Below are 26755 nucleotides of genomic sequence, written 5' to 3'. Positions count from 1 at the left end.
AATAATATCTATTGGTTTTACTATAGATAATAAGTATAAACATTTAAAAACTAAAACTTCATATTTAGTTTTATATTTAACACACGGCTTGTCATATAATTAGGTATGCCGTAATATCTTTTTGAATACACATCTCTAACCCAAGTGTTTGTTATTGAGTTTTTGACATCGAACATGTTGAAAATTTCAAAACCTAAAGAAAATTCTTTAAAATTACCTAACCAACGTTTGTTACTTGGGTTTTGGCGATCTGTAAATACATACGATATTCCAATATCTGCACGTTTATAGGCGTCTAATTTACTTTGATAATCGTATTGATTAACATATGAAGGCGAACCACCAGGTACTCCTGTATTAAACACTAAGTTTAAGTACATTTTTATGTTGGGTATGTTTGGTACATAATCTTGAAATAGCATACCAAATTTAAAACGTTGATCTGTAGGACGAGAAATATATCCTAAATTATCAGTATTTTCTTCTGTTTTTAAATACCCTAAACTAATCCAACTTTGGGTACCAGGAACAAATTCTCCGTTTAAACGTAAATCTACTCCAGTTGCATATGCTTTTGCATTATTGTTTGCAGCATAACGCACTTTTACATTATCTACAGTATATGTATTAACATCTGTTAAGTGCTTGTAATAAGCTTCAGAAATTAATTTAAAAGGTCTATCCCAAAGTTTAAAACTATACTCATTACCTAATACAACTTGTAAAGATTTTTGAGCTTCAACTGTAGGCACTACATTTCCTGAGTTATTTCTTAATTCCTTATAAAAAGGAGGTTGAGCATACATTCCACCAGCAATTCTAAACAACATATCTTTATCCCAATCTGGTTTAATAGCAAATTGTCCACGAGCAGAGTATATAATTTTATTAACACTTTCTAAGTTATTGGCACTAACATTCCAATTATGAGCACGAACACCCACGTTGTACCAAACTTTATGATTGTTCCAATTAGTGTTTTTAGAGTATTGAGTAAACCAAACTAATCTATCTATAGTTACATTATTAGCCGCGTTTACTTTTTGATAGGGCTCTAAACTTCCTGAAAAAGGCTCATAAGGTTGGTTAATTATAGAGTGGTTTGGTGGTCTAACACTAAAACCAAGTGAATCTATAACTTCCCATTCGTTTAAGCGGTCTTTAAAATTTTCGTATTGATATTTTATACCAGCATCTATTTGATGTTTACCTTTTTTAAAAGTAGCTTTAAATTCAGCATTACTTATTAAAGCATCTAAATCGTTTCTTGCGTGGTTTAATTGAGAGCCAATACCTTCAGAAAATTCAACTTCACCAAAATTGTCAGATCCAAAATCGTTATTTACATCACCTAAATTATAACTAGCTAATATGTCGTAATATTCTTCTTCCATTGTGTGATAGGTTGAAGTAGTAAGACTTAAATTTAGATTTTTATTTACAATATAACTACCTTTTAGCGCACCAAACAATGTTTCGAACTGATCTTTTTCTTGACCATCATAATAAACAATTAGTTCTAAAGGTTCAGAAATTGTTCCAAATTTTGTTCTTCTTGTTGAAGGTGTAAATTCATAATTATTAACAGAGAAATTTCCTAGAAAATCAATTTTTAGTTTTTCATTTACGCTATACGATAAAAATGTTTGAACATCGGTAAAGTTAGGGTTTGAATTTGTTTCAACATCTTTACTATTAATAAATAAACTATTATCTCTATATCTTGCACCAACAATAGCACTTAACTTATTATTAAACATAGTGCCCTCGATAGTTGCGCTACCACCAAGTAAACTAGCATTAATACTAGCAGCAAATTCTTTAGGAGTTCTGTAAGCAATATCTAAAACAGAAGATAATTTATCTCCATATTTTGCCTGAAAACCACCTGCAGAAAATTTAACATTTTGAACCATATCTCCATTTACAAAACTTAAACCTTCTTGTTGACCTGATCTAATTAAAAACGGACGGTAAACTTCAATACCGTTTACATATACCAAGTTTTCATCAAAATTTCCACCTCTTACATTATATTGAGTGCTTAATTCATTGTTATTATTAACACCAGCAAGTGTAATTAAAATGTTTTCTACACCATTGTTTGCTCCAGGTATTTTAGAAATATCTGAAGGGTTTATGGTTATATTACCTTGTGCAGTATTTTTATGGTTTTTAACTACAACTTCATCAATTTCTTCAACTTTTAGATTTAAAACAGGGTATAAACGTATTGTTTTATTTTTTTGAACCGTTATTTTTTTTGAATAAAGTATGTAAGCTACGTGGCTAAACTTTAAGGTAATTTCCTTATTAGCATTAACAGTAATCTCAAACTCACCTTTTTTATTTGTTGAAGTTCCTTTGTTTAAATAAGTAATCGCAACACCTTCAATAGGTTTATTGCTTTTGTTTTTTACAGTTCCTTTTATAACACCTGTTTGAGCAGTTAAACTATAAGTGAAAAATAATACTAGGAGGGTTAAAAGATGTTTCAATTTTTTTTATTTTTTTCTGAAAAAAGTTGCGTTTAAAGTACTCTTGTTTCCAACATTATCAGTTACTGTAACTTTTAAGTTGTGTTTTGCTGTTGTAAAACTTTTATCGCTTAAATCATAGGTAAGCGTTCCAGATTTTACATTGTATTCCATTAAAATCCATTTACCATCAATTTCACCTCTGTAAGTATTAATTCCAGAATGCAAATCAGATATTTTTAATTTTAAAGTTTTGGCATTGGTTAGCCATTGTTCATTTTTAAAGTTATACAACTTAATAATTGGTTTTTTTGTGTCCTTTAATAAAGTAAATTTACCTAAATCTTTGGTTGTAGTATAAAAAAACTTTGGTTGCTTAACTGTTTTTTTATAAGATGTTAAACCTTTATTATTATAATGAGCAATGTATAATTGTTTTTTATCCTGTTCGCTATATTTAGAAACATCAAAAGTTAATGTGTAACTTCTTTTAAGTGGCAACGTTGGTGTATGCACAGTAGCAATAGTGTCTTTTACACTAAAATCTAAATAAAAATTATTATAAAAAGTTCCTTTTGGAAAAGCAGCTGAAATTCCATTTTTTGAAACCCTTTTAAATTCATTATAGTTTATTTTATAAGGTGTAATTTTTTCTTTTTTTGAAATAACTTTGGCTTCCTTTTTACCTAAAATTGGGATTCTAATTTTTTGAGAGTTGCCTTTAAAATCTTTTGCTACAATTTCTACATTATAAGTTAAACTATCTTTAATGGTAATATAACCTTTAGAAGATGATTTACTTTTGTACATACTTAAATTATTAGCAGGTTCAATAAAACATTTTTGAATACGTTGATTTAAATTGGCGTAACGTTCATAATCTATTAAAAGATTAATGTATTTACCTTCAGAAAAAGCAAAAGATTCAGCTCTAAACTCGTGTTTTTTTTGTCCGTTCACAAAAAGTTCTAAACTATATAAACCATTTTTATTGTAAGCACCATCCAGTTGATCGTACGAGTTTATTCCAAATCCTATTTTTCCAAAAGCAGTTATTTTTCTTGCAACTAAGTCTCCATTTTTAGCTTGTACTAAAGCAATTTGATTTTTATAACCTATTTTATTTATATGTGAATTTTTACTTGAAGGATAGCCGATTAAAGTGTTGATTTTAGGTTTTTTAGAATCTTTAACTGTAATACCAAAATACATTGGGTTAATAGGTTTTTCAGTTCTAGAATTTCTTATTTCAAAATGTAAATGTGGTCCAACAAAACCACCAGTACTTCCAGAATAGGCAATTAATTCGTTAGCAGAAATAGGCAATGTTGTAGCAGCTGGAAATAATTGAATTTCGAAACTCTCCTTTTTATATTGCTGTTTTTTTATATACTTTTCAATACGATCGCTAAATTTTTTAATATGTGCATAAACCGATGTGTAACCATTTGGGTGCGTTATATAAATAGCTTTTCCATAACCCCATAAAGAAATTTTAATTCTAGAAACGTAACCTGGTGCAGATGCATATATATTTAATCCTTCTCTTTGTTGCGTTTTTAAATCTAAACCTGCGTGAAAATGATTAGGTCTTAATTCTCCAAAAGTTCCAGAAAGTACTAATGGAATATCTAAAGGACTTCTAAAATAATTTTGAGGATATGTATTGCTTTTTGAAGTATTTCCTTGCGGAAACACCATAAAAGTGGTAAAAAGTAATATGATAAAGGCTATTTTTCTCATTAAAAATTTTAGGCTAAAATAACAAATTAAATTTTTTATAATGTGTAATCTACTAGCTATTTAGAAAAAATATATCAATTAAAATGCCAAATAACTCAAAAACAGTTGTAATATTGATATACGTATGTTAACTTTGTAAAACATAGTTTATTCTTATAACAATATGAGTAATATAACACAAGTTGTTAATTTAGTAGAAGATAAGCTCAAAACTCTTTTAGAAAATTATACATTTTTGAAAGAAGAAAATGAGCTATTACTACAAAAAGTAACCGTTTTAGAAAATCAGTTAGTTAAAGAAAAGCAAGAAATTATTTCGATTGAGAAAAAATACCAATTGTTAAAAATTGCTAAAACTATAGAGGGCAGTAACAAAGATACAAGAGAAACAAAACTCAAAATAAATGCTTTAATACGCGAAATTGATGCTTGTATAGTGCAATTAAGCGAATAAGTTCTTAAGAATGGCGGAATCGTTAAAAATAAAAGTAACCATAGCAGGTAGAGTATATCCTTTAGTAGTTAGAAATGAAGTAGAGGAAGAAGGGATGCGAAAAGCTGCGAATAAAATTAATGAGTTGGTTGCTAAATTTGAAAAAAATTACGCTGTTAATGATAAGCAAGATGTTTTATCTATGTGTGCATTACAATTTGCATCATTAGTAGAAATAAATGCTATTCAAGATAAAGAAGATACGATTGAAGCTGAAAAAAAATTAAATAAAATTAGTGAGTTGCTTAGCAATCACTTAGATTAAATACGTTCTTTAAAATAAATATTAATTAATATACTGCCTACATTAGTTATCGTTTGTTAAACTCAACGCTATATCTTTATAAAGAGTAAGTCGTTATTGTTAGAGCAAGCCATCTTGAATGGATCCTCGACCAATAAGTTAGCTCTAATCTTGTTTATAAGGAGTTTAAAAACCAGATTAATGTAGGTTTTTTTATATACAAAAATCAAACTATGGTAGAAAACATAATACCAATTCTAATTGGTATAGTAATAGGATTAGCTATTGGATATGTAATTGCAAAATTTCTCGAAAAATCTAAGGCAACAAAGATTTTAAGAAATACAAAAAAGGAGGCTTCATCAATAATTAAAGAAGCTAAAATTGAGGCTGATGCAATTAAAAAAGATAAAATATTACAAGCTAAAGAAAAGTTTATTGAGCTAAAATCTGAACACGAAAAAGTAATTATTAGTCGTGATAAGAAAATGGCCGATGCTGAAAAAAGAACAAGAGATAAAGAATCTCAAGTTTCAAGTGAATTAGACAGAAATAAAAAATTAAATAAAGAATTAGACTCTAAAGTAGGAGAATATACTGAAAAAATAGACTATTTAGAGCGTAGAAATAGTGAAGTAGATAAATTACACCGTAAACAAGTAGAACACTTAGAAGTGTTATCTGGTTTATCTGCAGAAGATGCAAAAAAAGAGTTAGTATCTTCATTAAAAGAAGAAGCAAAGAGTGATGCAATGGGCTTTATTCAAGAAACAATTGAAGAGTCTAAATTAACTGCAGCACAAGAAGCTAAAAAAATTATTTTAAACACAATTCAAAGAGTAGGTGTAGAGCAAACTGTTGAAAATTGTGTATCTGTTTTTAATATTGAAAGTGACGATGTTAAAGGTAGAATTATTGGTAGAGAAGGAAGAAATATTAGAGCTTTAGAAGCTGCAACAGGTGTAGAAATTATTGTAGACGATACTCCTGAAGCTATTATTTTATCTTGTTTTGACCCTGTTAGAAGAGAAATTGCTCGTTTAGCACTTCATAAATTAGTTACAGATGGTAGAATTCACCCAGCTCGTATTGAAGAAGTTGTAGCTAAAACAGAAAAGCAAATTCAACAAGAAATTAACGATATTGGTAAACGTACCGTTATTGAATTAGGAATTCACGGTATTCACCCAGAATTAATTAAGACTATTGGTAGAATGAAGTATCGTTCTTCTTATGGTCAAAACTTGTTACAGCACTCGCGTGAAGTAGCAAACCTTTGTGGTTTAATGGCTGCAGAATTAGGTTTAAATGCTAAACTTGCTAAACGTGCTGGATTATTACACGATATAGGTAAGGTACCTGAAACAGAGAGCGAATTACCACACGCATTGTTAGGTATGGAATGGGCTCAGAAATACAACGAAAATAAAGAGGTTTGTAACGCAATTGGAGCTCACCACGACGAAATTGAAATGAAATCGTTAATTGCACCAATTGTACAAGTTTGTGATGCTATTTCTGGTGCAAGACCAGGAGCACGTAGACAAGTACTTGATTCTTATATTCAACGTTTAAAAGATCTTGAAGATATAGCATTTGGATTTACAGGTGTACAAAAAGCCTATGCAATTCAAGCGGGTAGAGAACTACGTGTAATTGTTGAAAGCGAAAAAGTAAACGATGCTAAGGCATCAGAATTATCATTTAATATTTCTCAAAAAATACAAAATGATATGACTTATCCAGGTCAAGTTCGTGTAACAGTAATTAGAGAAACTAGAGCAATTAATATTGCAAAATAGTTAAAAACATAAATATTATTTTAAAAAACTCTCAATTAAATTGAGAGTTTTTTTTTACTTATTTTTTAATTTATTGGATTTGTTAAAAGTTTGTACAAATTAAAATATAATGTGATTTTAATAATATTTTTAAGTATTATTTAATTTTGATGTTAATTATTTGTATTTATTGTAGTTTTTTAATCATTTATTTAATACAAGAACATTTAAAATTATAAATATTAAAATTGGTTAACCAGTTTTAATATTTTTTTTATACATTTGTTCAATCGATTGCGCAAATCAATTGAATTAAAAACGAAATCAATCAAAATAAATATAAAAAATGAGTACAAGTAAAAGTGAAGTTAACCAAAGGAGGAAAGACATAGTTCAATATGTCAATCTTCAGTTGGCCTCTTTAGGTCAACCAATTTTTAAAGATGATGAAAATGATACAGAGAACTTTTGTAATCCAAAGCTTCAAAAGTTAACAGAATCTTTTACTAAAGGATTTCGTGAAAAGTCTAGATTATTGTCAGATTATCTTTCACCGGCAGATGCAAGAATTCAGGAATTTTTGAACGATTACTTGAAAGATGTAGATTATGACAAAGAGTATGTTATACCTAACAATACACTTGTATTAAACCAAAAAGGGCACGCTAGAGAAATTAGTTTACCACCAAATGGAAATTTATTTAAAAGTGAAAACATTACTTCACATAGAATAAAGCAAGGAATTTTAAATAATCCAATTGCAGATAAAAGAACTACTAAAGGAACCTTTCACATTGTTGAAGGAGATTTGCCAGTTCCATTAGATAAAAAGGAAGTTCCTAAAATTGTATTTGCTCATTTTTTAAATGCTGCTTTTAATCCTTCTGATGAATTAAAGACATTGCCGTTTACTTCAAATCAAGAAGATAAGGCTAAAGTTATAGTTTCATTGTTGTTAAGACCAATGGTTTGCCCAGAAGTAAAAGGAGTTATTTCAAAAAAGAGTATGGAAGTTCGCTTTTTTGCTCCTGGTAGTTTGGTTACTAATTTAGATTTTGTTGAAACAATTTTTGGAAATGCTGGAGATCCTAATTTGGCTCATAACGATGCTGCTTTAGATACAGAACATTGGACTGGACATTCTGGTTGTATAGTTTTAGCGCCTCAATTAAAAACGTTAACAAAAAAGCAAGTTGGCTTACCTCATTTTAACGATGCTACAGAACGTCAAATTAATGATGGAATGTGTTGGAAAGATGAAAATGAATTGTACAATGATGGTAGTGCATTTAAAATAACTTGTAGAGATGAAAGAGGTGTAGTTGTTACGCTTATTGCTGATAATTACTTTGGATATTCTAAAAAAGAGATTAAAACTCAAATTAGTTATTCTGCCAATTTATTTGGATTGGTTGAAGAAGAACACGCCGGTGGTGCAATTGCGTATCCACGTGGTGTAATGGGAGATATTGTTGATGGTAGTGCTTTTTCAGCAAAATTTGGAAATAGATTTACTTTCGAGAATGTTAAAGAATTATTAGGAGATAGAATTGAAATAGATCCATCTAATTATGCAACAGATAAAAAGTATCCTAATTTAGTTTACATACCTGAAAATGCGTATATAAACACAAATTCTAACGATATTACTTGGACTTATAATGGTGAAAATCAGAAATTAGTACTTTCTCCATACAAAACCTATATTCACCCAACAGGAAATAAATTTAAATTAGAAAAGCATAAAGCAATCTCGTTGTGGAGAATTGTAAACACTTCACCAGAAGGAATTTTTTGCCATAAACCTTGTACTGTTTCTGGTGGAGGTAAATCAGAGATTTCTAAATCTATGTTAAATGCAATTACATATAATTCATTTAATATTATAGATATTGAAGAGGATTTCAAAAAAGCAGATGAAATTATTGAATTCGATTATTCTAAACGTTGGAAAAATTACGACTCGTCATTACCTCCTTCAAAACCATTTTTAAGTAAGGAAAGAACCTTAGGTTCTGCAGTAATGTTGTTAACGCCTAATAAGCAGAATAGTGATGAGTTTAATGAGTTTTTAAACAATATACCTGTTCATATTAGATCTTTAGTGTTATTTGTAAAGCGTTTATACAGACAAGATCACGGAGATTTAAACTGGAAAGATTGTATGTCTGTTCAAATAATAAATGGGCAAAAAGGTACAGGATTATGGTATTTTGAAAACCCAGTTGTAGGTAGTTACGTTAGAATTGGATTTAATCAAGAAGGTATTTGGATGTTGAATAAATTAAGATCAGATTTCTCTGCTTCAACAAAAATTCAAACTGAAGATGATATTTCTGCCTCTATAACAATTCCTGCTGACAGACTTAAAAACTTAAATCCGCAATACAAAAACAAAAGTTTAAAAGTAGTTGCTAACTGTGAGTCTCACTTATTCCAAAGACCAGATGAGGCAATTGTAAGAGGTTATGATGAAGGTGCAGAGCACGATTTAGTTTCTAACAATGTGTTTTTAACAAACTATGAATTGTTGACTAAAAAGGATGCAATTGAAATTTATGAAGACACTATTAATTATGATAAATACACACAACCTGTAAAGGATTTAATTTTAAGTGTTGTAAATAGTCCTAACGATGAGGAATACTTTTCATTACCATCTCATACTAGAATTGTTGAAGGTGAGCCGACTAAAAATCCACGTTATTTAGAGAGAAATATTCAATTTAACGAGACTGAAGAAAGTTATTTAGGTGATATTGGAGTTCGTTTATATAGAAAAATAAAATCTGAAGATCCAGTAATTAATGTTGTTAATGCTGTTTTACCTGGAAGAAGAAACAATCCGGTAGATAAAGAAGCTGGTATTAGACCTTTGGCGGTTTACAATCCAATTCATTACCAAGAAACACCAGAGTTATTTATGGACTTTATTTGTAGTTTAACAGGTAAATCTCCATCAACAACTGGTGCAGGTTCTGAAGGAGCTTTAACAAAAGGTCCTTTTAATATGTTAACACCAACAACCGATTTAAATAATGCTTTATTATCTCATATTTTAACGGAGTCTAATGCGTTTAGTACTGCTGCAGGTTATGTTGGTGCAGAGAATCAAGTTGACCATGATATTAGTTTATTAATTCCTGAAATTTGGGCAAGGTTAGAACCAGAAGATAGAGATCCAAAAGCTTTAATTGAAAATGGTTCTTTAGAAAAATTAGAAGATTTTGAACATAATGGAGAAAAAATATTAGCTAGCCGTTTAGGTTATAGAATAACTAATACGTTCTCATTTAGATGTTTAAATAGGTTATTTGATGAACCAAACGCTGTGTTTAGTGAAAGAATGTTAAAGCCTGAATTACAAGGTTTAGAAGATTATGTTGATGGAATTAATAATATTGTTGAAGCGCAACAAAAAGTTGCTGTTAAGTATTTCGAAGATGGAAGTATTGATGCTGCAATTCCACCATTAAAGATTTTACTTCATATTATGGCTTATGGAAATTATGAAGGAAAAGAAATTAGCGATCCTACATTAAGAGCTTATTTTGAACGAGATTACATTTTAAATAGCGATTGGTACAAAGAGCGTTTAGTTTTAAAGCAACAAAAAGACATTGCTTTTTATCAAAAGCAACTTTCTTATTTAGATAATTTTATTTCAAATTCTAAAAATGAAGATATTGTAAATGAAATGGGTTTAAGTTCTAGACTTGAAAAAGTAGAAAAACTATATGCAGAAGCAAATTCAGATAGTTATTTACAAAGTTTAATTGGAACAATAGGAGTAGATCCTTTATGTAAAAAGTAAGTAGATTAATCCTTTATATAAAACTGTAGCAATTCTATTTTTGCTGCAGTTTTTTTATTTTCTAGGGTGAAAAGTATTTACAACTTCTTTTAAAAAGCTCTTATCTAAATGCATATAAATTTCTGTAGTAGTAATACTTTCGTGACCTAACATTTGTTGTATAGCTCTTAAATCTGCTCCACGCTCCAATAAATGCGTAGCAAAAGAATGTCTAAAAGTATGCGGACTTATTTTTTTATTAAGCCCAACTTTAATTGCCAAGTTTTTTATTATGGTAAAAATCATAACACGTGTTAATTTTTTTCCTCTTCTGTTTAAAAATACAGTGTCTTCAAATTCCTTTTGAACATTTATATGTGTTCTAATTTCTTTTACATAAAAGTTAATATACTTTTTAGTTTGCTCATTAATAGGAACAAAACGTTGTTTATTTCCTTTACCAATAACTCTTATAAAGCCTTCATCAAAAAATAAATCTGAAAGTTGAAGGTTTATTAATTCAGAAACACGTAAACCACAACTATAAAGTGTTTCAATAATTGTTCTATTTCTTTCACCTTGAGGTAAGCTTAAATCTATTGAATTAATTAATATATCAATTTCTTCTAGAGACAGTGTATCTGGTAATTTTCTTCCAATTTTAGGTGTTTCTAATAAATCAGTTGGATTTTCGGTTCTATAATCTTCAAAAACCAAATAATCGAAAAAATTTCGTAAACCAGATATTAATCTTGCCTGTGATCTAGCACTTAATTTTTTAGAAATAGTATATATAAACTGCTGAATATTATCGTGTGAAATTTTAATTGCAGAAACATTCAATTCATTCACTTCAAGATAATTAATTAACTTTTTTATATCTCTAGAATAAGCATCAATAGAGTTTTCGGAAAGACCTTTTTCAAGTTTTAAATAGTATTGATAATCTTCTAATGCGTTGTTCCATTTCATTTTAGAAAAGTACAAATTAATATTTGTATTTAGAATAAAAAGTATAAATTTGATATGCTATAAAAATTAAATATGAAAAAGATTTTAACAACCATTCTATTAGTATGTATAGTTTCTATTTGTACTTCTCAAGAAACTAAATTCTCTATTATTGCAGGTTATTCAAATGCTTTTGAAACTGTGAAAATTGATGCAGTAAATTTACTTAATAACTATGAAGATGAAATAAGTTTTGACGTTAAGAAGGAAACAATTAATGATAGTTATAGTGGTTTTAATATTGGAGTTTCTGTGGAAACCTCTATTTCAGATAAAATAAGTTTTAATCCTTCATTATTGTATCTTAATGTGAACAATACTAATTTTTTACAAGCTCCAATATTTCTAAAATATTATTTAAATAATGAATTAAGTATTATTGGCGGACCGCAATTAACTTATACTTTAGACGAAGTTTTTGAAAGAGTTAGAAAATTGAATATTGCTATTGGAGCTGGGATTTCTTATAATATTTCTGAAAGATTTTATGCACAAGCTAGTTATTCATATCAATTAAACGATTATGTAAAAGATAAAGATTATACACAAAAAATTCACTTATTAAATATAGGTTTAGGTTATAAGCTTTAATTAAAATTAAGATCTAAATAAATCTGTTTTTATTAATAATAATTGAATTAAATTTTAAAATTGAAATATGAAAAAAATAGTGTTATCAGCAATTTTTGCTATTGTTTTAGTCTCTAATATAACTTCTCAAGTTAAGTTTGGTGTTAAGTCTGGAGTTAATATGTCAAAATTTAGTGGAGACTTAAATAATACTGAAATTATTTATGGATTTAATGCAGGTGTATTTGGAGAATTAAAACTTAGTGATAAAATATCACTTCAGCCAGAATTATCCTTTTCAAAACAAGGATCAAAATTCGATTATAATAATGAATCTCCTGGTTATAAAGAATTTAAAATGGAGTATATTAATTCCACTTTTATGTTAAAATATTATTTAACAAAAAATATTTCAGTAGAAAGTGGGCCGCAAATAGGGTTTTTATTATCAGCTCAAGATATAGGTTTGTTTGATGCTAATGCATTTATTTTAGAACTTGAAGAAGTTGAAATGGTAACAGAAGTTGAAGATGTTAAAGATTCTTATAAAAATGTTGATTATGGTGTAAATTTTGGATTATCATATGAAATTAAGAAAAAATATATTATTTCTGCGAGATACTATTTAGGTTTTAAGAATATAGAAGATTATGAATCTTTCTCAGGAAAAATTAAAAATGAAGTTTTATCATTTTCAATTGGGTACAAATTTTAATACATTTACGTTATGAAAATACTTGTACTAAACGGACCAAATTTAAATTTATTAGGTAAACGCGAACCTGAGATATACGGAAGTGAAACTTTTGAAGATTATTTCAATAATTTGGTTAAAAAGTATGCGGATGTTGAGTTGCATTATTACCAAAGTAATGTTGAAGGGGAATTGATTAATAAATTACATGAAGTTGGTTTTGATTTTGATGGTATTATATTTAATGCTGGAGCATATACACATACATCTGTAGCTATTGGAGATGCTATAAAAGGAATAACTACTCCTGTTATAGAATTACATATTTCTAACGTGCATTCTAGAGAAGAATTTCGTCACGTTTCCTATATCTCTCCAGTTGCAAAAGGTGTAATTGCAGGTTTTGGTATGCAAAGTTACGAGTTGGCTTTACAGAGCTTTATTTAACCGTATATACTTGTTAATATGACCGTAATGGTTGTTTAGCATTGCAAGAATAGGAACTATAGCCCAATTATAAACTTGAACTTTAAATCCCCATAACACTAATGTTGCAATAATTCCTAGAATTAGTATAAAGTTATAGGTAACAATCCATTTAGGTAATTTATTTTTTAACATATAAAAAGCAACAAATAAGTTAGGTGCAAAAGCCCATAAAAAATTAAAGTTTTTATAAGTTGCAGTATGGCTTGTTGCAAACCAAAGTAATAGAACTACTACACCAATTAAACCTGTTATAAAGTAAATACTAAAGTCTAACCATTTTTTTCGTTTTCCTTTTTTTGAATCTCTTCTTGTTACCCAAATTATTAAAAGAGCTAACAATAAGAATATAAAAATAGGAGGAAAGTTAGATGAAGTCTCTTTAACTGGATGACTTAATAAATCTCTTTGATTTAAAACGAGTGGTTCAATTTTAGCATTTCTACCAATAGTAGCATTTTCGAAAGCTTTAAAAATATAATCAGGTAAAAATTTATAATCATCTTTGGTAGCTGTATCATCAATAACAGAACCTAGCGCTAAATCTATTCCAAATTTACCCCATTCGTGATTTTTAGTATAATCTTCAATTAAATCTCTATGTGTTTTAGTAGAAGTAATATGTGCATTTGTAAATTGAACCTTGTTTTTTAAAACAGTTTTAATTACTTGTTCAATTTTTGTAGCGCAATTATCATAAAAGAAGTCGTATTGATAATCCCTGTTTTGTGGCTTTACATTATCTTCTAAAAAATTATAAACCGCTTGAGTTTCTTCAATATTTAAATTTAATTGTTGTTCTTTAACCCAACGTTTTTGGTAATTATATATGTAAATAAATCTATTAAAATCGCTTTTAGATAGTTGATAGGTTAAATTTCCTTTAACAAAATTTAAATAAAAGTTTGGAGCATTAAAATCGAAAGTTCCATAATTGTATATATCATCAATACCATTTGCAGTATCTGTAATTCTAAAAGCACTATGTCCAAAAGCGCTATATAATTCGTTATCTGGTCCACAAGTTAATACACTAATTGTAGCTTTATTAGACAATTTAATTTGGCCAAAAAAGCTAAATGTATTTAATATAATTACTATGAATACTATTTTTTTAAGCATCTTGTTATCTGTAATAATCAAAATCTAGTTTTACTGAAAATATGTTTGAATATAATGCACTACCAACACTACCAATATTAGTTAAGGCATAATCAATTTGTATACCTCTATATTTAAAACCAACACCAAAATTTGGCTGCAAACTTAAATTTTTAGTATTGTCAAATTGTAATTCGTTTTGAATGTTTCCAACACCACCTCTTAAAAACACGGTATCAACATAATCTAATTGAAAACCAATAGCAGGATCTATACTTACAAAATCTGTAGAAATAATATCGTTTGTTTCTGTAAAACGAAGATTTAAATCAACTTCTGTTAACAAACCAAAATCTCTAGTTATTGCAAATTTTTTGGCTACACCTAATTGTGCTTTTGGTAGTGTAAGTTCAGTTGTTTCTGGTAATTCTTGATTTTCACCTGGAATGGCATCTTTAATGGTATTAAATTCATCTTCATCAATACTCCAAGAGTTAAAAGTTGTTGTAATATCTCGTAGCATTACACCAAACTTCCAATCGTTTCTTTCAAATTGAACAGCAACATCTAAACCAAATCCCCAAGAGGTAGCAAAATCTCCAATTATACGCCTAACAATTTTGGTGTTTAAACCAACATTTAAACCTTGAATAGGTAAATGTCTGGCGTATGATAAATTTACAGCATAATCTGCAGCAGAAAAAAGACTAATGTTGTTATAATCTATATTTCCATTAGAATCAATAAGTTTAGTGGTGTTTAAAATATCATCTACCCCAAATCTAATTATTGAAACTCCAACGGCGCTTCTATCATCTAAAGGCATTGCAAAACCAGCATAATCATATTTAGCAATACCTTCAAAATATTCTGCATGCATTAAAGAACCTTGAAAATCTTCAATATTAGCCAATCCAGCAGGATTCCAGTATGATGAGTTTACATCGCTACTTGTAGCAACTACAGCTTTTGCCATTCCAAAAGAAGCAGCATCTACACCAATATTTAAAAATTCGTTAGAATATTTACGAGCAGTTTGCGCAAAAGAAATTTGAGAAACTAAAATTATAAAAACTAAAAACTTTTTCAATGTATATATTTATTGTGAATAGCGAATGTAAAAAATCTTTACTAGTTAACGTAAAAATTCAGGAAATAATATGTTGAATAAACTGATGTATTCTAGTTTCACTCCATAAATTTTTAGTTTTATTTGTTGAAGTATTAAAACCTACGTGTCCACCGTATTTAGGAGTTTCTAAATAAATATGCGTATTGTTTGTGGCAGCTTCAAAAGGATAACAGCTTTTAGATAGAAAAGTATCATCTAATGCACTCAATACTAAGGTAGGTTTTCGAATAGTTTTTAATAGTGGTAAAGAACTATTTTTGCGCCAATAATCTTGCGCGTTTTTATAACCAAAAAGAGGTGCTGTAAAAGAATTATCAAACTCCGTAAAATTTTTAGCACTTATAATTTCAGAATAATTAAAATTAGCTTCAGGAAATTTTTCTATTTTTAATTGCGCTTTTTTCTTTAGAGATTTCAAAAAACGATTAATATAAACTTTATTAATTGTTTTAGATAACTCATATGAAGAGCCTTCCAAGTCGCAAGGAGCAGAAACTGTGATGGCTCCTTTAATCTTTGATGGAATATTGTTGTTTTCGCCTAAATATTTTAAAGTTATATTACCTCCCATACTATAACCTAAGAGAACAATGTTTTGATAGTTGTAGTTTTCTTCTACATATTTAATTACAGTTGCTAAATCGTCTGATCTACCACTATGGTATGATTGTAAAATATGGTTATCTTCACCACTACAACCTCTGTAATTTAATGCTAAACAGTCTATTTGTTTAGAATTTAAATATTTAACTACAGAAACAATATATTTTGAATTAGAACTACCTTCTAAACCGTGAGAAGCTATTACTAGTGTTTTAGAGCCAGTTAGAGAAAAATCTAAATCTAAAAAATCATTGTCATTTGTTAAAATTCTAACACGTTTGTAATCAATTTCAGAAGAAAGAAATAGTGTTTTATAAACAGTATTTAAATGTGTATTTCTAAAAATAAAAGAAGGAGAATAGTTAGACTCAATTATTGGCATATATAGGTTTTTAGAAAAATAAATATAAATAAATATTTTAGAAAAACATTTTAGTATTTTTACAAAAAATAATGAATAAATGACCTTTAAAAAACACATTCCAAATTTAATTACCTTACTTAATTTATTATGCGGTACAATAGCAACCATTTTAGCTGTACAGAATGAATTGGTTTTTGCTGCATATTTTGTGTTACTTGGAATACTATTTGATTTTTTTGATGGTTTTGCAGCAAGATTATTAAATGTGCAAGGTGAATTAGGAAAACAATTAGATTCTTTAGCAGATGTTGTTACAAGTGGAGTAGTTCCAGGAATAGTAATGTTTCAATTAATTGTAAGATCTATAGATAAAGATTGGGTTGATGGGCTAAGTTGTGAAATTGGTAAATGGGTTTCATATCCAAATATTAATGAAAAATGGATTGCATTTTTAGGTTTGTTAATTACATTAGGAGCAGCATATAGGTTGGCTAAGTTTAATATTGATGAACGTCAAACAAGTTCATTTATAGGGTTGCCAACACCTGCGGCTTCTATTTTTGTATTGAGTTTACCTTTAATATTAGAATTTAGTTCAATAGAAATTGTAGAGTCTATTATTTTAAACAAATGGTTTTTAATAGGGATAACGTTGGTATTAACATATATAATGAATGCTGAAATTCCTTTGTTTTCTTTGAAATTTAAAAACTATTCTTGGAAATCAAATCAAATTAAATATGTGTTTATAGGGTTAACAATAATATCGATTGTATTACTAAAAGTAATTGCAGTTCCTTTTATTATATTGTTATATGTTTTATTATCTGTTTTTGAAAATAGTATATTCAAACAAAAATAAAATAGAATGCCCTTAAAATTAATTTTTAGAGAAGCTACTGAAAAAGATGTTTCTAGTATTGTAAAGATAATAGCAAGCGATACATTAGGAAAACTAAGAGAACACTACCAAGATCCACTTCCTGAAAAGTATAATAAAGCTTTTAGTATTATTGATAAAGACCCATCTAATGAATTAATTGTTGTTGAAGATGAAAATACTTCAACCATTATTGGAACTCTGCAATTAACTTTTATTCAGTATTTAGCTTACCAAGGTGGTTTAAGAGCTCAAATAGAAAATGTTTTTGTTAGAGAAGGTTATAGAGGAGAAGGAATTGGAAAAGAATTATTTAAGTGGGCAATTGAAAGAGCGAAAGAAAAAAATGCTCATTTAGTACAACTAACAAGTGATAAACAAAGAGCTAAAGCTATTAAATTTTATGAAAACTTAGGGTTTAAAGCTACACACGAAGGTTTTAAACTTCATATTTAGATCACTTATTTTGTTTATTTTAAATATACTCTTTCATTTATAATTTTTATTTTTATAGGCATTAATTAGTGCCTCATAATTAAACTAAAATTGCTTAATGAATATTTCAAAAATAATTGCTATTTCACTTTTTATATTAAGTGTAAATAATGTAAACAGTCAAATTGTTTATCCAAAAACTATAAAGCAACCTACCAAACAAGCATACCACAATGTTGAAATTGTTGATGATTATTTATGGTTAGAAAAAATAAATTCAATAGAAGTAAAAGATTGGGTTAAATTGCAAAATAAAGTTTCAGAAAAATATTTAAATAAAATTAGTAGAAGAAATGGTTCGTTTAATCAAATGAATAGTTTTATGTACTATGATATGGATTTTGATGAAAAGGAAATAGAATTGATTAAGGAAAATAAAACTTACTACAAGCTTATGTATCCTGGCGTAAATAGTGAGTTGTGTATTTATTATAAAAAAGGAATTAAAGGAAGTTTTGAAAAACTAATTTCTCCTAGTTCAATATCTCGAAAAGATCATATTAACTTTACATCTTTAGCGCCTTCTAAAGATGATAGATTTTTGGCATACAAGTACAATCGAAATGGTAGTGATTGGGGTGAGGTAAAAATAGTGCAATTAAAAAATAGACGTTATTTTAAAGAAACATTAAAACACATTGTTTCACCTGAGATTTATTGGTTTGGACAAGGATTTTTTTATAAAAAATACAAATATACATCAGAGTTTGGTAAAAGAGAATTCCCTAGTATTCAGTATCATTTACTTGACACAGAGCAATCTGAAGATTTGATTGTTAAAAATACGAATAATGAAAATGAGGGTTTAAATCTCTATGGCACTCCAAATCAAAACCTATTTATAATTAAAAAATCAAATAGATTTGATAAAAAATTTAGTTTCTATTATCTAGATCCAAAAGGTTCAAATACAGATTTTAAACCTTTATTTAAAGATATTAAGTATAACTTAGATATTGTTCGTTTTAAATCTGATACAGTTTATGCACTAGCAAAAATAAAAGATAAAAAATACATCATTTCTTTTCCTTTAGATCAGCCTAAGAAATGGAAACTAATTACTCCCATTTATAAGGGAGCAGTTTTTTCTGAATTTGAGTTTTTAGAAGATAAAATGGTAATTTCATATCAATCAAATAAATCTTCAATAATAGCAGTTGTAGATTATTCTGGAAAAGTATTAGGCGAAGTTGTTACGCCAGAAGGGCTAAGTATAGATGGAATGAAATTTGCCGAAGAAACGAATGAGTTTTATTTTAAATTAACATCATACACGGTTCCTCCTGTGTTGTGTCAATTAGATTTAGAAAATTATAAATTTGATTATTTAGGAAAGGTTGAAGTTAGTTTTGATGCGAAAAATTATAAATTTTTAAGAAAAAATTTTACTTCTCATGATGGTACTCAAGTACCAATGTTTATTGTTTATAAAGATTCTTTAAGTAAAAATAGCAATACACCGTTTCTTTTAGAAACATATGGAGGTTATGGTAGAATTGCTAAGCCTACGTATAATCCTGGAGTAATACATTTTATTGAGAATGGTGGAGCATTTGCATATGTACATGTAAGAGGTGGGGGAGAATTTGGCGAAAAATGGAAAGAAGCTGGTAGAAAAATGAATAAAGTTAACGCTATATTAGATTTTACTAGTGCAGCTGAATATTTGATTGAGGAAGGCTATACAAAACCAAGAAAGATAGCTATAACAGGTACTTCACATGGAGGATTGATTATTGCTTCTGCAATTATTAAAAAGCCTGAATTGTTTGGAGCAGCTGTTATTAATGTAGGTGTTCTTGATATGTTAAGGTTCGAAAACTCTTCAGTAGGATCAGTATATACAAACATAAACGAATTTGGTTCAATAAAAATAGAGGAGGAGTTTAAAAACTTGCTGTCATACTCTCCATATCATAATATAGATAGTAAAATCAATTATCCATCTATTCTTATTTCAACGGGGAGTGATGATAATCGTGTACCTCCTTATTATTCCTATAAATTTGCGGCAAAATTGCAAGAAAATATATTACAAACTAATCCTGTGCTTTTATGGTCACAATCTAATACTGGACATTATGGAGCAAATAAGGCTAATTCAAGAATAAAAGAAAATGCTTTTATTTATGGGTTTTTGATGAATGAATTGACAAAAGAAGATTAATTTAAAATTTCTTTTGTTTTAATTCAAAGTCTTTACCAAGATAAACACGTCTAACAGTTTCGTCTTCTGCTAATTCTTGTGGTGTTCCTTCTTTTAGAATTCCTCCTTCAAACATAAGGTAAGTTCTATCGGTAATTGCCAATGTTTCTTGTACATTATGATCGGTAATTAGAATACCAATGTTTTTATCTTTTAAATGAGCAACAATACTTTGTATATCTTCTACTGCAATTGGGTCTACACCTGCAAATGGTTCATCTAATAAAATAAATTTTGGATCAGATGCTAATGCTCGTGCTATTTCAGTTCTTCTACGTTCTCCACCAGAAAGTAAATCTCCTCGGTTTTTACGAACGTGACCTAAACTAAATTCATCTATTAAAGATTCTAATTTATCTTTTTGTTCTTTTTTAGATAAGCCTGTAAATTGAAGCACAGACATAATATTGTCTTCAACAGTTAATTTTCTAAAAACTGAAGCTTCTTGTGCCAAATAACCTACACCTTCCTGAGCTCTTTTATGCATAGGAAAATCTGTTATAACCTTATCGTCTAAATAAATATCACCTTCATTTGGCTTTATCATACCAACAATCATATAAAAAGAAGTGGTTTTACCTGCTCCATTTGGACCTAATAAACCAACAATTTCACCTTGTTCAACTTCAACAGAAACACCTTTTACAACGTATCTACTTCCATATTTTTTTTTAATATTTTCTGCTCTTAATATCATTCTTGTCGATTGAATTTATTTTTTATCGTTTAATTCTAATTCCTCCCAAAATTCGTAAGCTCTTCTTAAATGTGGTATTACAATAGTACCTCCAACCAAAGTAGCAACTTCCATAGTTTCCATCATTTGTTCTTTGGTTATGCCTTCATTATAAGCAGTTTCTAAATGATACTTTATACAATCATCACATCGTAAAACTGTTGAAGCCACTAAACCTAAAAGTTCTTTAGTTTTAACGTCTAAATGTCCTTCTTTATATGTATTTGTGTCTAAATTAAAAATTCGCTTGATAATTTTATGATTTCCAGACAATATTTTATCGTTCATTTTTTTACGATAAGCGTTGAATTTTTCTATTTGATTAGACATTTTTTAATTGATTTTTATGTTCTTTTTTTAAAACAGCTTTAGAAATATAAATACTTACTTCATATAAAATTAAAATAGGTATTGCTACAATAACTTGACTAATAATGTCTGGAGGTGTAATAATTGCAGATAAAACAAGTACTAAAACCAATGCGTGTTTTCTATATATTTTTAAGAAATTAGGTGTTATTAATCCCATTTTTGTTAGGAAATAGATAATTATTGGCAATTCAAAAATTAATCCAGATGCTAATATTGATGAACGAACTAAAGCAATGTATGAGCCAATTTTAATGTTACGTTCAACCATATCACTAATAGAATAATTACCTAAAAAGTTAACAGATAATGGAGTAACAATGTAATAACCAAATAAAACACCAATAAAAAATAAAAATGAAGAGATAATAATAAAACTTCTAGCTCCTTTTTTCTCTTTTTCGTATAATCCAGGGCTAATAAATTTCCAAACTTCCCAAATTATAAAAGGAAATGCTAAAACAAAACCAACCGTTATAGAAGTCCATATATGAACGCTAAATTGTTCTGCCATTGCTAAACTTTGAAAAGTAAAAGGCATATCATCAATGCATAAACCATCAGTTCCAAAGAATTGAGATACTTTACAAAATACCCTGTAAGTTATAAAGTTTGCATTTTTAGGAGCAAATAAAATGGTATTAAAAATAAAGCCTTTCATAATAAAAGCTATAATACCAAAAGCAAACACGGCAAGTGTAGATCTAATTAAATGCCAACGTAGTTCTTCTACATGGTCTAAAAAAGACATTTCTGGTTTTTCTTCTGTTGCCATATTAAATAATTCCTTCTTTTAATAAATCATGTAAATGAACTACACCTACATATTTTTTGTTGTCTAAAACTAACAACTGACTAATATTATTGTCTTCCATAGTATGTAAGGCTTCAACAGCCATAGCATCAGAATTAATTGTTTTTGGATTTAAACTCATTATATCTTTAGCTGTTACACCTTTAATATCAGGATTTTTACTTAACATTCTACGTAAATCTCCATCAGTAACAATTCCAACAATATGTTCATTTTCTAATACAGCAGTAGTACCCAATCTCTTTTTTGAAATTTCAATAATAACCTCGTTAATAGGTGTTGAAAGCTCAACCTTAGGAATTTCATTTTTAGCAACTAAATCATTTACCCTTAAATATAATTTTTTACCTAAAGCTCCACCAGGATGATATTTTGCAAAATCTTTACTTGAAAAATTATTTAAATCTAATAAACAAATAGCTAAAGCATCACCAATTACTAATTGAGCTGTTGTGCTTGTTGTTGGCGCTAAGTTATTAGTGCAAGCTTCTTTTTCTACATAAGAATTTAATAAAAAATCTGAGTTTTTTGCTAAAAATGACTCTTGATTTCCTGTAATAGCTATAATTTTATTTCCGTAATTTTTTATAAAAGGTACTAGAACTTTAATTTCTGGAGTATTTCCACTTTTAGAAATACAAATTACTGTATCATCAGCTAAAATGTTTCCTAAATCACCGTGTATAGCATCTGCGGCGTGCATAAAAATTGCCGGAGTTCCAGTGGAGTTCATAGTTGCTACAATTTTTTGAGCAATTATAGCACTTTTACCAATACCGCTAACAATTACTCTTCCTTTAGAATTGTGAATAAATTTAACGGCATTTTCAAACTCATCATTTATAAATTTGATTAAATTCGCTATAGCTTTACTTTCAAGTTGAATTGTTTGCTTAGCTGTTTCAATTATTGTATTTTTATTTTTCAAAGATTTGTATTTTGAATTAAAAAATGTTTATCTTTATTAACGAACAAAAATAAATTTATTTAATTAGAAATTGAGTAAAGAACTAAAAAAATATTAATTCTACGTTTAAACTAACCCAACAAGCAGCCCAAGTTTAATATTTTCATAATAACGAATGAGTAGATATAATGAATAATACAAAAATAGATATACATACAGCCCTAAAAAAATATTTTGGTTTTAACAAATTTAAAGGCCTACAAGAAGAAGTAATAGAAAGCATAGTATCTGGTAAAGATACGTTTGTAATTATGCCTACAGGTGGAGGAAAATCTTTATGTTACCAATTACCTGCATTAGTTAAAGAAGGTACAGCAATTGTGGTGTCGCCATTAATTGCTTTAATGAAAAATCAAGTAGATGCCATTCGAGGATTATCTTCAGAAATTGGAATTGCACATGTATTAAATTCATCTTTAAATAAAGGTGAAGTAGCGCAGGTAAAAAGTGATATTGAAAACGGTATTACAAAATTATTATATGTTGCACCAGAATCATTAATTAAAGAAGAGTATGTTGAGTTTTTGCAAAAGCAAAAGATATCTTTTGTTGCAATTGATGAAGCTCACTGTATATCTGAATGGGGACACGATTTTAGACCAGAATATAGAAACCTAAGAACAATTATTGAAAAGATTGATAAAGTTCCAATTATTGGTTTAACAGCAACAGCAACAGAAAAAGTTCAAGAAGATATTTTAAAAACTTTGGGAATGTCTGATGCTAAAACTTTTAAAGCATCGTTTAACAGACCTAATTTATTTTATGAAGTTCGTCCTAAAACTTCTACTATTAATGCAGATATTATTCGATTTATAAATCAGCATCAAGGTAAATCGGGTATTATTTATTGTTTAAGTAGAAAAAAAGTTGAAGACATTGCGCAATTATTGCAAGTTAATGGTATAAAAGCCGTTCCTTATCACGCAGGTTTAGATGCTAAAACTAGAGCTAAACATCAAGACATGTTTTTAATGGAAGATGTTGATGTAGTTGTTGCAACTATAGCTTTTGGTATGGGAATTGACAAGCCAGATGTTCGTTTTGTAATTCATCATGACATTCCAAAAAGTTTAGAAAGTTATTATCAAGAAACCGGTAGAGCTGGTCGAGATGGAGGAGAAGGTATATGTTTAGCCTATTATGCTTATAAAGATATTGAAAAATTAGAGAAATTTTTATCAGGAAAACCTATTGCTGAGCAAGAAATTGGAAATGCATTATTGCAAGAAGTTGTTGGTTATGCTGAAACTTCTATGTCTCGTAGAAAGTATTTATTACATTATTTTGGTGAAGAATTTGACGATGTAAATGGCCTAGGTGCCAATATGGATGATAATGTTAGAAATCCAAAAAGTAAACATGAAGCAAAAGCTGAATTAAAAATTTTATTAGAAGTTGTAAGAGATAGTAATCAAAAATACAAATCTAAAGAAGTTGTAAATACACTTACCGGAAATGTAAATGCTTTATTAAAATCTCATAAAACAGACGAACAACCATTTTTTGGAATAGGTAAAAAGTTTGATAAAGGGCATTGGATGGCACTTATTCGTCAAGCTTTAGTTGGTGGTTTTTTAAAGAAAGAAATAGAGCAATATGGTGTTGTTAAAATAACGGAGCAAGGTTTAAACTATATAGCTAAGCCAGTTTCTTTTATGATGACGGATGATCACGTTTATGAAGAGGCTGATTCAGCTACGATAGTAACTCAAACAAAAGCTAGCGGGGCTTCTGCAGATGCAGCATTGGTTAAATTGTTAAAAGATCTTCAAAAATCTGTAGCTAAAAAAAATGGCGTTCCACCATATGCAGTTTTTCAAGAAACATCTCTAGAAGATATGGCTTTAAAATATCCTATAACTATGGATGAGTTAAAGAATATTTTTGGTGTAGGTGAAGGTAAAGCACGAAAATTTGGAAAACCTTTTGTTGAATTAATTTCAAAATATGTTGAAGAAAATGATATTATAAGACCAGATGATTTTGTGGTTAAAAGTACAGGAGTTAATTCAGGTTTAAAATTATATATAATTCAAAATACAGACAGAAAGTTACCGCTAGAAGATATAGCTAAAGCAAAAGGCTTAGAATTTAATGAGCTTATTGAAGAAATGCAGCGTATTGTTTATAGTGGAACCAAATTAAATATAGATTATTGTATTGATGAGCACTTAGATGAAGATCAACAAGAAGAAATATTTGATTACTTTATGGAGTCTGAAACAGATAGAATTCAAGATGCTTTAGACGAATTTGATGGAGATTATGATGAGGATGAACTTCGTTTAATGAGAATTAAATTTATAAGTAAAGTAGCTAATTAAGCTAAAAAAGCAACCAACATACCAACTAAAATAGCTATAAATTTATACAAATTAAATTTATGGTCTTTAGATGATTCGAATAGAATTATTGTAGATATATGTAAGAATATTCCTATAATAACTGCTGTTATTTCTGTATTATACTTTATTAATAGCGCAACATGTTCTCCAGCCAAACTTCCTAATGGAGACATTAAAGAAAATAGTATTAAAAACGAAATTGCTGTTTTTTTACTAAAATTAGAGTTTACAAAAAACGTACCTAGTATAATGGCAATAGGGATTTTATGAATAACTATTGCCCATAATAAATGTTCATGATGGGTGTGATTTGCTAATGGTAAACCTTCCATAAAAGCGTGTGCACACAAACTTATAAATAAAGCCCAAGGAAATACTTGATCTTTTTGAATGTGAATATGTCCATGTTCCGCTCCTTTAGAAAAGAAATCTAATATTAATTGTAGTAATAATCCTAAAAGTATAAATATACCAACTTTAGAATTGTGTGTGTGATAAACTTCAGGAAATAAATGAAGTATAGTAATTGATAAAAGATATGCGCCACTAAACGCTAGTAACAACTGAACAGATTTATTACCTGGTTTTAAACCAAAAACAATTACAATTCCTATAAGAACTGATACTATAAGTGCAATATAAGTCATTATTCTACAACTAAAATTAATCTATCTGAAGTTGTTTCGTTAAATTCAGATAGTTGGTAATCTCCAAAAATATGTTTAATGTTAAAACCAACACTATCCATATATGTTTTTATTTTTGGCAAATCTAAGCTTTTTACCTTTTCGAAATACGTATGATTTTCATTATCTGCTTCAAAATTTATTTCTTTCACAATAAACTTTCCATCTACATACCTTTTAATATTAAATGTAATAGCATCAATTGTTTTATGTTCAGTTTTAACTAAATTGTTAATTACTTTTTTACTGTTCATAAAGTCAATAACCGCTATACCGTTGGGTTTAAGTCCGTTTTTAATATTTTTTAAAACATTAATATCTTCATTGTCATCTTCAAAAAAACCAAAACTTGTAAATAAGTTTAAAATAACATCATAATTATTTTTGAATGGATTTCTCATATCATGTTCAACAAATCTCAACGTTTCATTTTCAAATTGTTTTGCATGTAATATGCTATTTTTTGATAAGTCGGCACCAACAGTATTATAACCTAAAGAATTTAAGTAAATAGAATGCCTTCCTTTTCCACAAGCTAAATCTAGCAATAAATTATCTTTTTCTAAATTTAAAAAAGACACTAAATTACGCATAAATTCTTGTGCTTCAGTATAATCTCTGTGTTTATATAGGGTGTGGTAATAACTAGTGTTAAACCACATTTTAAACCATTCTTTATTTTCCATATTTCAAAAACTAGTACAAAAATAGGAATTTGACTGAATTATACTTCATTGAACAAATGTTTATTTAATTAATATT

Annotated in this window: 23 protein-coding genes and 1 other RNA gene; 12 read left to right on the top strand and 12 right to left on the bottom strand. The window is 28.3% G+C overall.

The window, feature by feature from the left end; translation table 11 throughout:
- Positions 1-50 precede the first annotated feature (50 nt).
- Both BLU40_RS07540 and BLU40_RS07535 read right to left on the bottom strand, forming a co-directional pair.
- Positions 51-2498 carry a TonB-dependent receptor gene (locus BLU40_RS07540; protein ID WP_090121824.1) on the bottom strand — a complete coding sequence of 816 codons (2448 nt, stop codon included), beginning with the start codon at positions 2496-2498 and terminating at the stop codon, positions 51-53.
- Between the two features lie 6 nt (positions 2499-2504).
- Positions 2505-4220 carry a M23 family metallopeptidase gene (locus tag BLU40_RS07535; RefSeq protein ID WP_090121823.1) on the bottom strand — a complete coding sequence of 572 codons (1716 nt, stop codon included), beginning with the start codon at positions 4218-4220 and terminating at the stop codon, positions 2505-2507.
- 163 nt (positions 4221-4383) lie between these two features.
- Here BLU40_RS07535 and BLU40_RS07530 point away from each other — a divergent pair, with 163 nt between their 5' ends.
- The 5 genes from BLU40_RS07530 (at position 4384) to BLU40_RS07510 (ending at position 10552) form a co-directional block, all read left to right on the top strand.
- Positions 4384-4674: a hypothetical protein gene (locus tag BLU40_RS07530; RefSeq protein ID WP_090121821.1), complete on the top strand. Its 291-nt coding sequence runs from the start codon at positions 4384-4386 to the stop codon at positions 4672-4674.
- Positions 4675-4684: 10 nt separating this feature from the next.
- The gene (locus BLU40_RS07525; RefSeq protein WP_090121819.1) at positions 4685-4978 is read left to right on the top strand and encodes a cell division protein ZapA; all 294 of its coding nucleotides are present in this window, start codon (positions 4685-4687) and stop codon (positions 4976-4978) included.
- 60 nt (positions 4979-5038) lie between these two features.
- A non-coding RNA gene (gene ssrS / locus BLU40_RS07520) (6S RNA) lies at positions 5039-5145 on the top strand.
- A 45-nt stretch (positions 5146-5190) separates the two neighbouring features.
- Positions 5191-6759: a ribonuclease Y gene (gene rny, locus BLU40_RS07515; RefSeq protein WP_090121956.1), complete on the top strand. Its 1569-nt coding sequence runs from the start codon at positions 5191-5193 to the stop codon at positions 6757-6759.
- Between the two features lie 325 nt (positions 6760-7084).
- A complete protein-coding gene (locus BLU40_RS07510) occupies positions 7085-10552 on the top strand; it encodes a PPi-type phosphoenolpyruvate carboxykinase family protein (protein ID WP_090121818.1) in 3468 nt (1155 codons plus the stop codon).
- Between the two features lie 54 nt (positions 10553-10606).
- On the opposite strand, the gene xerD is transcribed toward BLU40_RS07510, so the two are convergent.
- Entirely contained in the window at positions 10607-11503 is an 897-nt protein-coding gene (gene xerD, locus BLU40_RS07505) for a site-specific tyrosine recombinase XerD (RefSeq protein WP_090121816.1), read from the bottom strand.
- Positions 11504-11575: 72 nt separating this feature from the next.
- Here xerD and BLU40_RS07500 point away from each other — a divergent pair, with 72 nt between their 5' ends.
- The 3 genes from BLU40_RS07500 (at position 11576) to aroQ (ending at position 13253) form a co-directional block, all read left to right on the top strand.
- A complete protein-coding gene (locus tag BLU40_RS07500; RefSeq protein WP_090121814.1) occupies positions 11576-12133 on the top strand; it encodes a type IX secretion system membrane protein PorP/SprF in 558 nt (185 codons plus the stop codon).
- Between the two features lie 67 nt (positions 12134-12200).
- Positions 12201-12827 (top strand): porin family protein, encoded by a 627-nt coding sequence (locus BLU40_RS07495; RefSeq protein ID WP_090121812.1) that lies wholly within the window; start codon positions 12201-12203, stop codon positions 12825-12827.
- A 12-nt stretch (positions 12828-12839) separates the two neighbouring features.
- Positions 12840-13253 (top strand): type II 3-dehydroquinate dehydratase, encoded by a 414-nt coding sequence (aroQ, locus tag BLU40_RS07490; protein WP_090121810.1) that lies wholly within the window; start codon positions 12840-12842, stop codon positions 13251-13253.
- Here the strand turns inward: aroQ and BLU40_RS07485 are convergent.
- Genes BLU40_RS07485 through BLU40_RS07475 form a run of 3 tightly spaced genes read right to left on the bottom strand, consistent with a single transcriptional unit; the run spans position 13236 to position 16510 of the window.
- Positions 13236-14414 carry a lipoprotein N-acyltransferase Lnb domain-containing protein gene (locus BLU40_RS07485; RefSeq protein WP_139170931.1) on the bottom strand — a complete coding sequence of 393 codons (1179 nt, stop codon included), beginning with the start codon at positions 14412-14414 and terminating at the stop codon, positions 13236-13238. The two genes, aroQ and BLU40_RS07485, sit on opposite strands and share 18 nt — an antisense overlap.
- A 4-nt stretch (positions 14415-14418) precedes the next feature.
- Positions 14419-15483, bottom strand: a complete 1065-nt coding sequence (locus BLU40_RS07480) for a putative type IX sorting system protein PorV2 (RefSeq protein WP_090121806.1) — start codon at positions 15481-15483, stop codon at positions 14419-14421.
- A gap of 58 nt (positions 15484-15541) precedes the next feature.
- Positions 15542-16510, bottom strand: a complete 969-nt coding sequence (locus tag BLU40_RS07475; protein WP_175454757.1) for a YheT family hydrolase — start codon at positions 16508-16510, stop codon at positions 15542-15544.
- A 79-nt stretch (positions 16511-16589) separates the two neighbouring features.
- On the opposite strand from BLU40_RS07475, the gene BLU40_RS07470 reads away from it, so the two are divergent.
- The 3 genes from BLU40_RS07470 (at position 16590) to BLU40_RS07460 (ending at position 20034) form a co-directional block, all read left to right on the top strand.
- The gene (locus tag BLU40_RS07470; RefSeq protein ID WP_090121954.1) at positions 16590-17354 is read left to right on the top strand and encodes a CDP-alcohol phosphatidyltransferase family protein; all 765 of its coding nucleotides are present in this window, start codon (positions 16590-16592) and stop codon (positions 17352-17354) included.
- Between the two features lie 6 nt (positions 17355-17360).
- Complete coding sequence (locus BLU40_RS07465; RefSeq protein WP_090121802.1) at positions 17361-17828, top strand: GNAT family N-acetyltransferase; 468 nt, start codon at positions 17361-17363, stop codon at positions 17826-17828.
- 97 nt (positions 17829-17925) lie between these two features.
- Positions 17926-20034: a prolyl oligopeptidase family serine peptidase gene (locus BLU40_RS07460; protein ID WP_090121801.1), complete on the top strand. Its 2109-nt coding sequence runs from the start codon at positions 17926-17928 to the stop codon at positions 20032-20034.
- 1 nt (position 20035) lies between these two features.
- On the opposite strand, the gene lptB is transcribed toward BLU40_RS07460, so the two are convergent.
- From lptB to BLU40_RS07440, 4 genes are read right to left on the bottom strand one after another with little or no spacing between them, the layout of a single operon-like run.
- Positions 20036-20770: an LPS export ABC transporter ATP-binding protein gene (gene lptB, locus BLU40_RS07455; RefSeq protein ID WP_090121799.1), complete on the bottom strand. Its 735-nt coding sequence runs from the start codon at positions 20768-20770 to the stop codon at positions 20036-20038.
- Between the two features lie 15 nt (positions 20771-20785).
- Positions 20786-21139, bottom strand: coding sequence for a carboxymuconolactone decarboxylase family protein (locus tag BLU40_RS07450; RefSeq protein ID WP_090121797.1), 354 nt, complete (start codon positions 21137-21139; stop codon positions 20786-20788).
- The gene (tatC, locus tag BLU40_RS07445; protein WP_090121795.1) at positions 21132-21953 is read right to left on the bottom strand and encodes a twin-arginine translocase subunit TatC; all 822 of its coding nucleotides are present in this window, start codon (positions 21951-21953) and stop codon (positions 21132-21134) included. The genes BLU40_RS07450 and tatC overlap by 8 nt, the downstream gene beginning before the upstream one ends.
- A gap of 1 nt (position 21954) precedes the next feature.
- Positions 21955-22920: a KpsF/GutQ family sugar-phosphate isomerase gene (locus BLU40_RS07440; RefSeq protein WP_090121793.1), complete on the bottom strand. Its 966-nt coding sequence runs from the start codon at positions 22918-22920 to the stop codon at positions 21955-21957.
- A 167-nt stretch (positions 22921-23087) separates the two neighbouring features.
- On the opposite strand from BLU40_RS07440, the gene BLU40_RS07435 reads away from it, so the two are divergent.
- Entirely contained in the window at positions 23088-25286 is a 2199-nt protein-coding gene (locus BLU40_RS07435; RefSeq protein WP_090121792.1) for an ATP-dependent DNA helicase RecQ, read from the top strand.
- Here BLU40_RS07435 and BLU40_RS07430 read toward each other — a convergent pair.
- Both BLU40_RS07430 and BLU40_RS07425 read right to left on the bottom strand, forming a co-directional pair.
- On the bottom strand, positions 25283-25954 hold the full coding sequence (locus tag BLU40_RS07430) for a ZIP family metal transporter (protein WP_090121790.1): 672 nt from the start codon (positions 25952-25954) through the stop codon (positions 25283-25285). The genes BLU40_RS07435 and BLU40_RS07430 overlap by 4 nt on opposite strands.
- Positions 25954-26679: a class I SAM-dependent methyltransferase gene (locus BLU40_RS07425; protein WP_090121788.1), complete on the bottom strand. Its 726-nt coding sequence runs from the start codon at positions 26677-26679 to the stop codon at positions 25954-25956. The genes BLU40_RS07430 and BLU40_RS07425 overlap by 1 nt, the downstream gene beginning before the upstream one ends.
- Between the last annotated feature and the right edge of the window lie 76 nt (positions 26680-26755).

Source organism: Lutibacter oricola, from assembly GCF_900106565.1.
Taxonomy (GTDB): domain Bacteria; phylum Bacteroidota; class Bacteroidia; order Flavobacteriales; family Flavobacteriaceae; genus Lutibacter; species Lutibacter oricola.
Note: the sequence above shows the minus strand (reverse complement) of the source record. Positions and strands in the feature narration are given on the sequence as shown.

Excerpts from the sequence above, each read along its gene's own strand:
- BLU40_RS07510 (WP_090121818.1), top strand. The coding sequence starts at position 7,085 with ATGAGTACAAGTAAAAGTGAAGTTAACCAAAGGAGGAAAGACATAGTT.
- BLU40_RS07465 (WP_090121802.1), top strand. The coding sequence starts at position 17,361 with ATGCCCTTAAAATTAATTTTTAGAGAAGCTACTGAAAAAGATGTTTCT.
- BLU40_RS07535 (WP_090121823.1), bottom strand. The coding sequence starts at position 4,220 with ATGAGAAAAATAGCCTTTATCATATTACTTTTTACCACTTTTATGGTG.
- BLU40_RS07450 (WP_090121797.1), bottom strand. The coding sequence starts at position 21,139 with ATGTCTAATCAAATAGAAAAATTCAACGCTTATCGTAAAAAAATGAAC.
- rny (WP_090121956.1), top strand. The coding sequence starts at position 5,191 with ATGGTAGAAAACATAATACCAATTCTAATTGGTATAGTAATAGGATTA.
- BLU40_RS07475 (WP_175454757.1), bottom strand. The coding sequence starts at position 16,510 with ATGCCAATAATTGAGTCTAACTATTCTCCTTCTTTTATTTTTAGAAAT.
- BLU40_RS07430 (WP_090121790.1), bottom strand. The coding sequence starts at position 25,954 with ATGACTTATATTGCACTTATAGTATCAGTTCTTATAGGAATTGTAATT.
- BLU40_RS07425 (WP_090121788.1), bottom strand. The coding sequence starts at position 26,679 with ATGGAAAATAAAGAATGGTTTAAAATGTGGTTTAACACTAGTTATTAC.
- xerD (WP_090121816.1), bottom strand. The coding sequence starts at position 11,503 with ATGAAATGGAACAACGCATTAGAAGATTATCAATACTATTTAAAACTT.
- BLU40_RS07435 (WP_090121792.1), top strand. The coding sequence starts at position 23,088 with ATGAATAATACAAAAATAGATATACATACAGCCCTAAAAAAATATTTT.
- BLU40_RS07485 (WP_139170931.1), bottom strand. The coding sequence starts at position 14,414 with ATGCTTAAAAAAATAGTATTCATAGTAATTATATTAAATACATTTAGC.
- BLU40_RS07495 (WP_090121812.1), top strand. The coding sequence starts at position 12,201 with ATGAAAAAAATAGTGTTATCAGCAATTTTTGCTATTGTTTTAGTCTCT.
- aroQ (WP_090121810.1), top strand. The coding sequence starts at position 12,840 with ATGAAAATACTTGTACTAAACGGACCAAATTTAAATTTATTAGGTAAA.
- tatC (WP_090121795.1), bottom strand. The coding sequence starts at position 21,953 with ATGGCAACAGAAGAAAAACCAGAAATGTCTTTTTTAGACCATGTAGAA.
- BLU40_RS07500 (WP_090121814.1), top strand. The coding sequence starts at position 11,576 with ATGAAAAAGATTTTAACAACCATTCTATTAGTATGTATAGTTTCTATT.
- BLU40_RS07530 (WP_090121821.1), top strand. The coding sequence starts at position 4,384 with ATGAGTAATATAACACAAGTTGTTAATTTAGTAGAAGATAAGCTCAAA.
- BLU40_RS07525 (WP_090121819.1), top strand. The coding sequence starts at position 4,685 with ATGGCGGAATCGTTAAAAATAAAAGTAACCATAGCAGGTAGAGTATAT.
- BLU40_RS07470 (WP_090121954.1), top strand. The coding sequence starts at position 16,590 with ATGACCTTTAAAAAACACATTCCAAATTTAATTACCTTACTTAATTTA.
- BLU40_RS07460 (WP_090121801.1), top strand. The coding sequence starts at position 17,926 with ATGAATATTTCAAAAATAATTGCTATTTCACTTTTTATATTAAGTGTA.
- lptB (WP_090121799.1), bottom strand. The coding sequence starts at position 20,770 with ATGATATTAAGAGCAGAAAATATTAAAAAAAAATATGGAAGTAGATAC.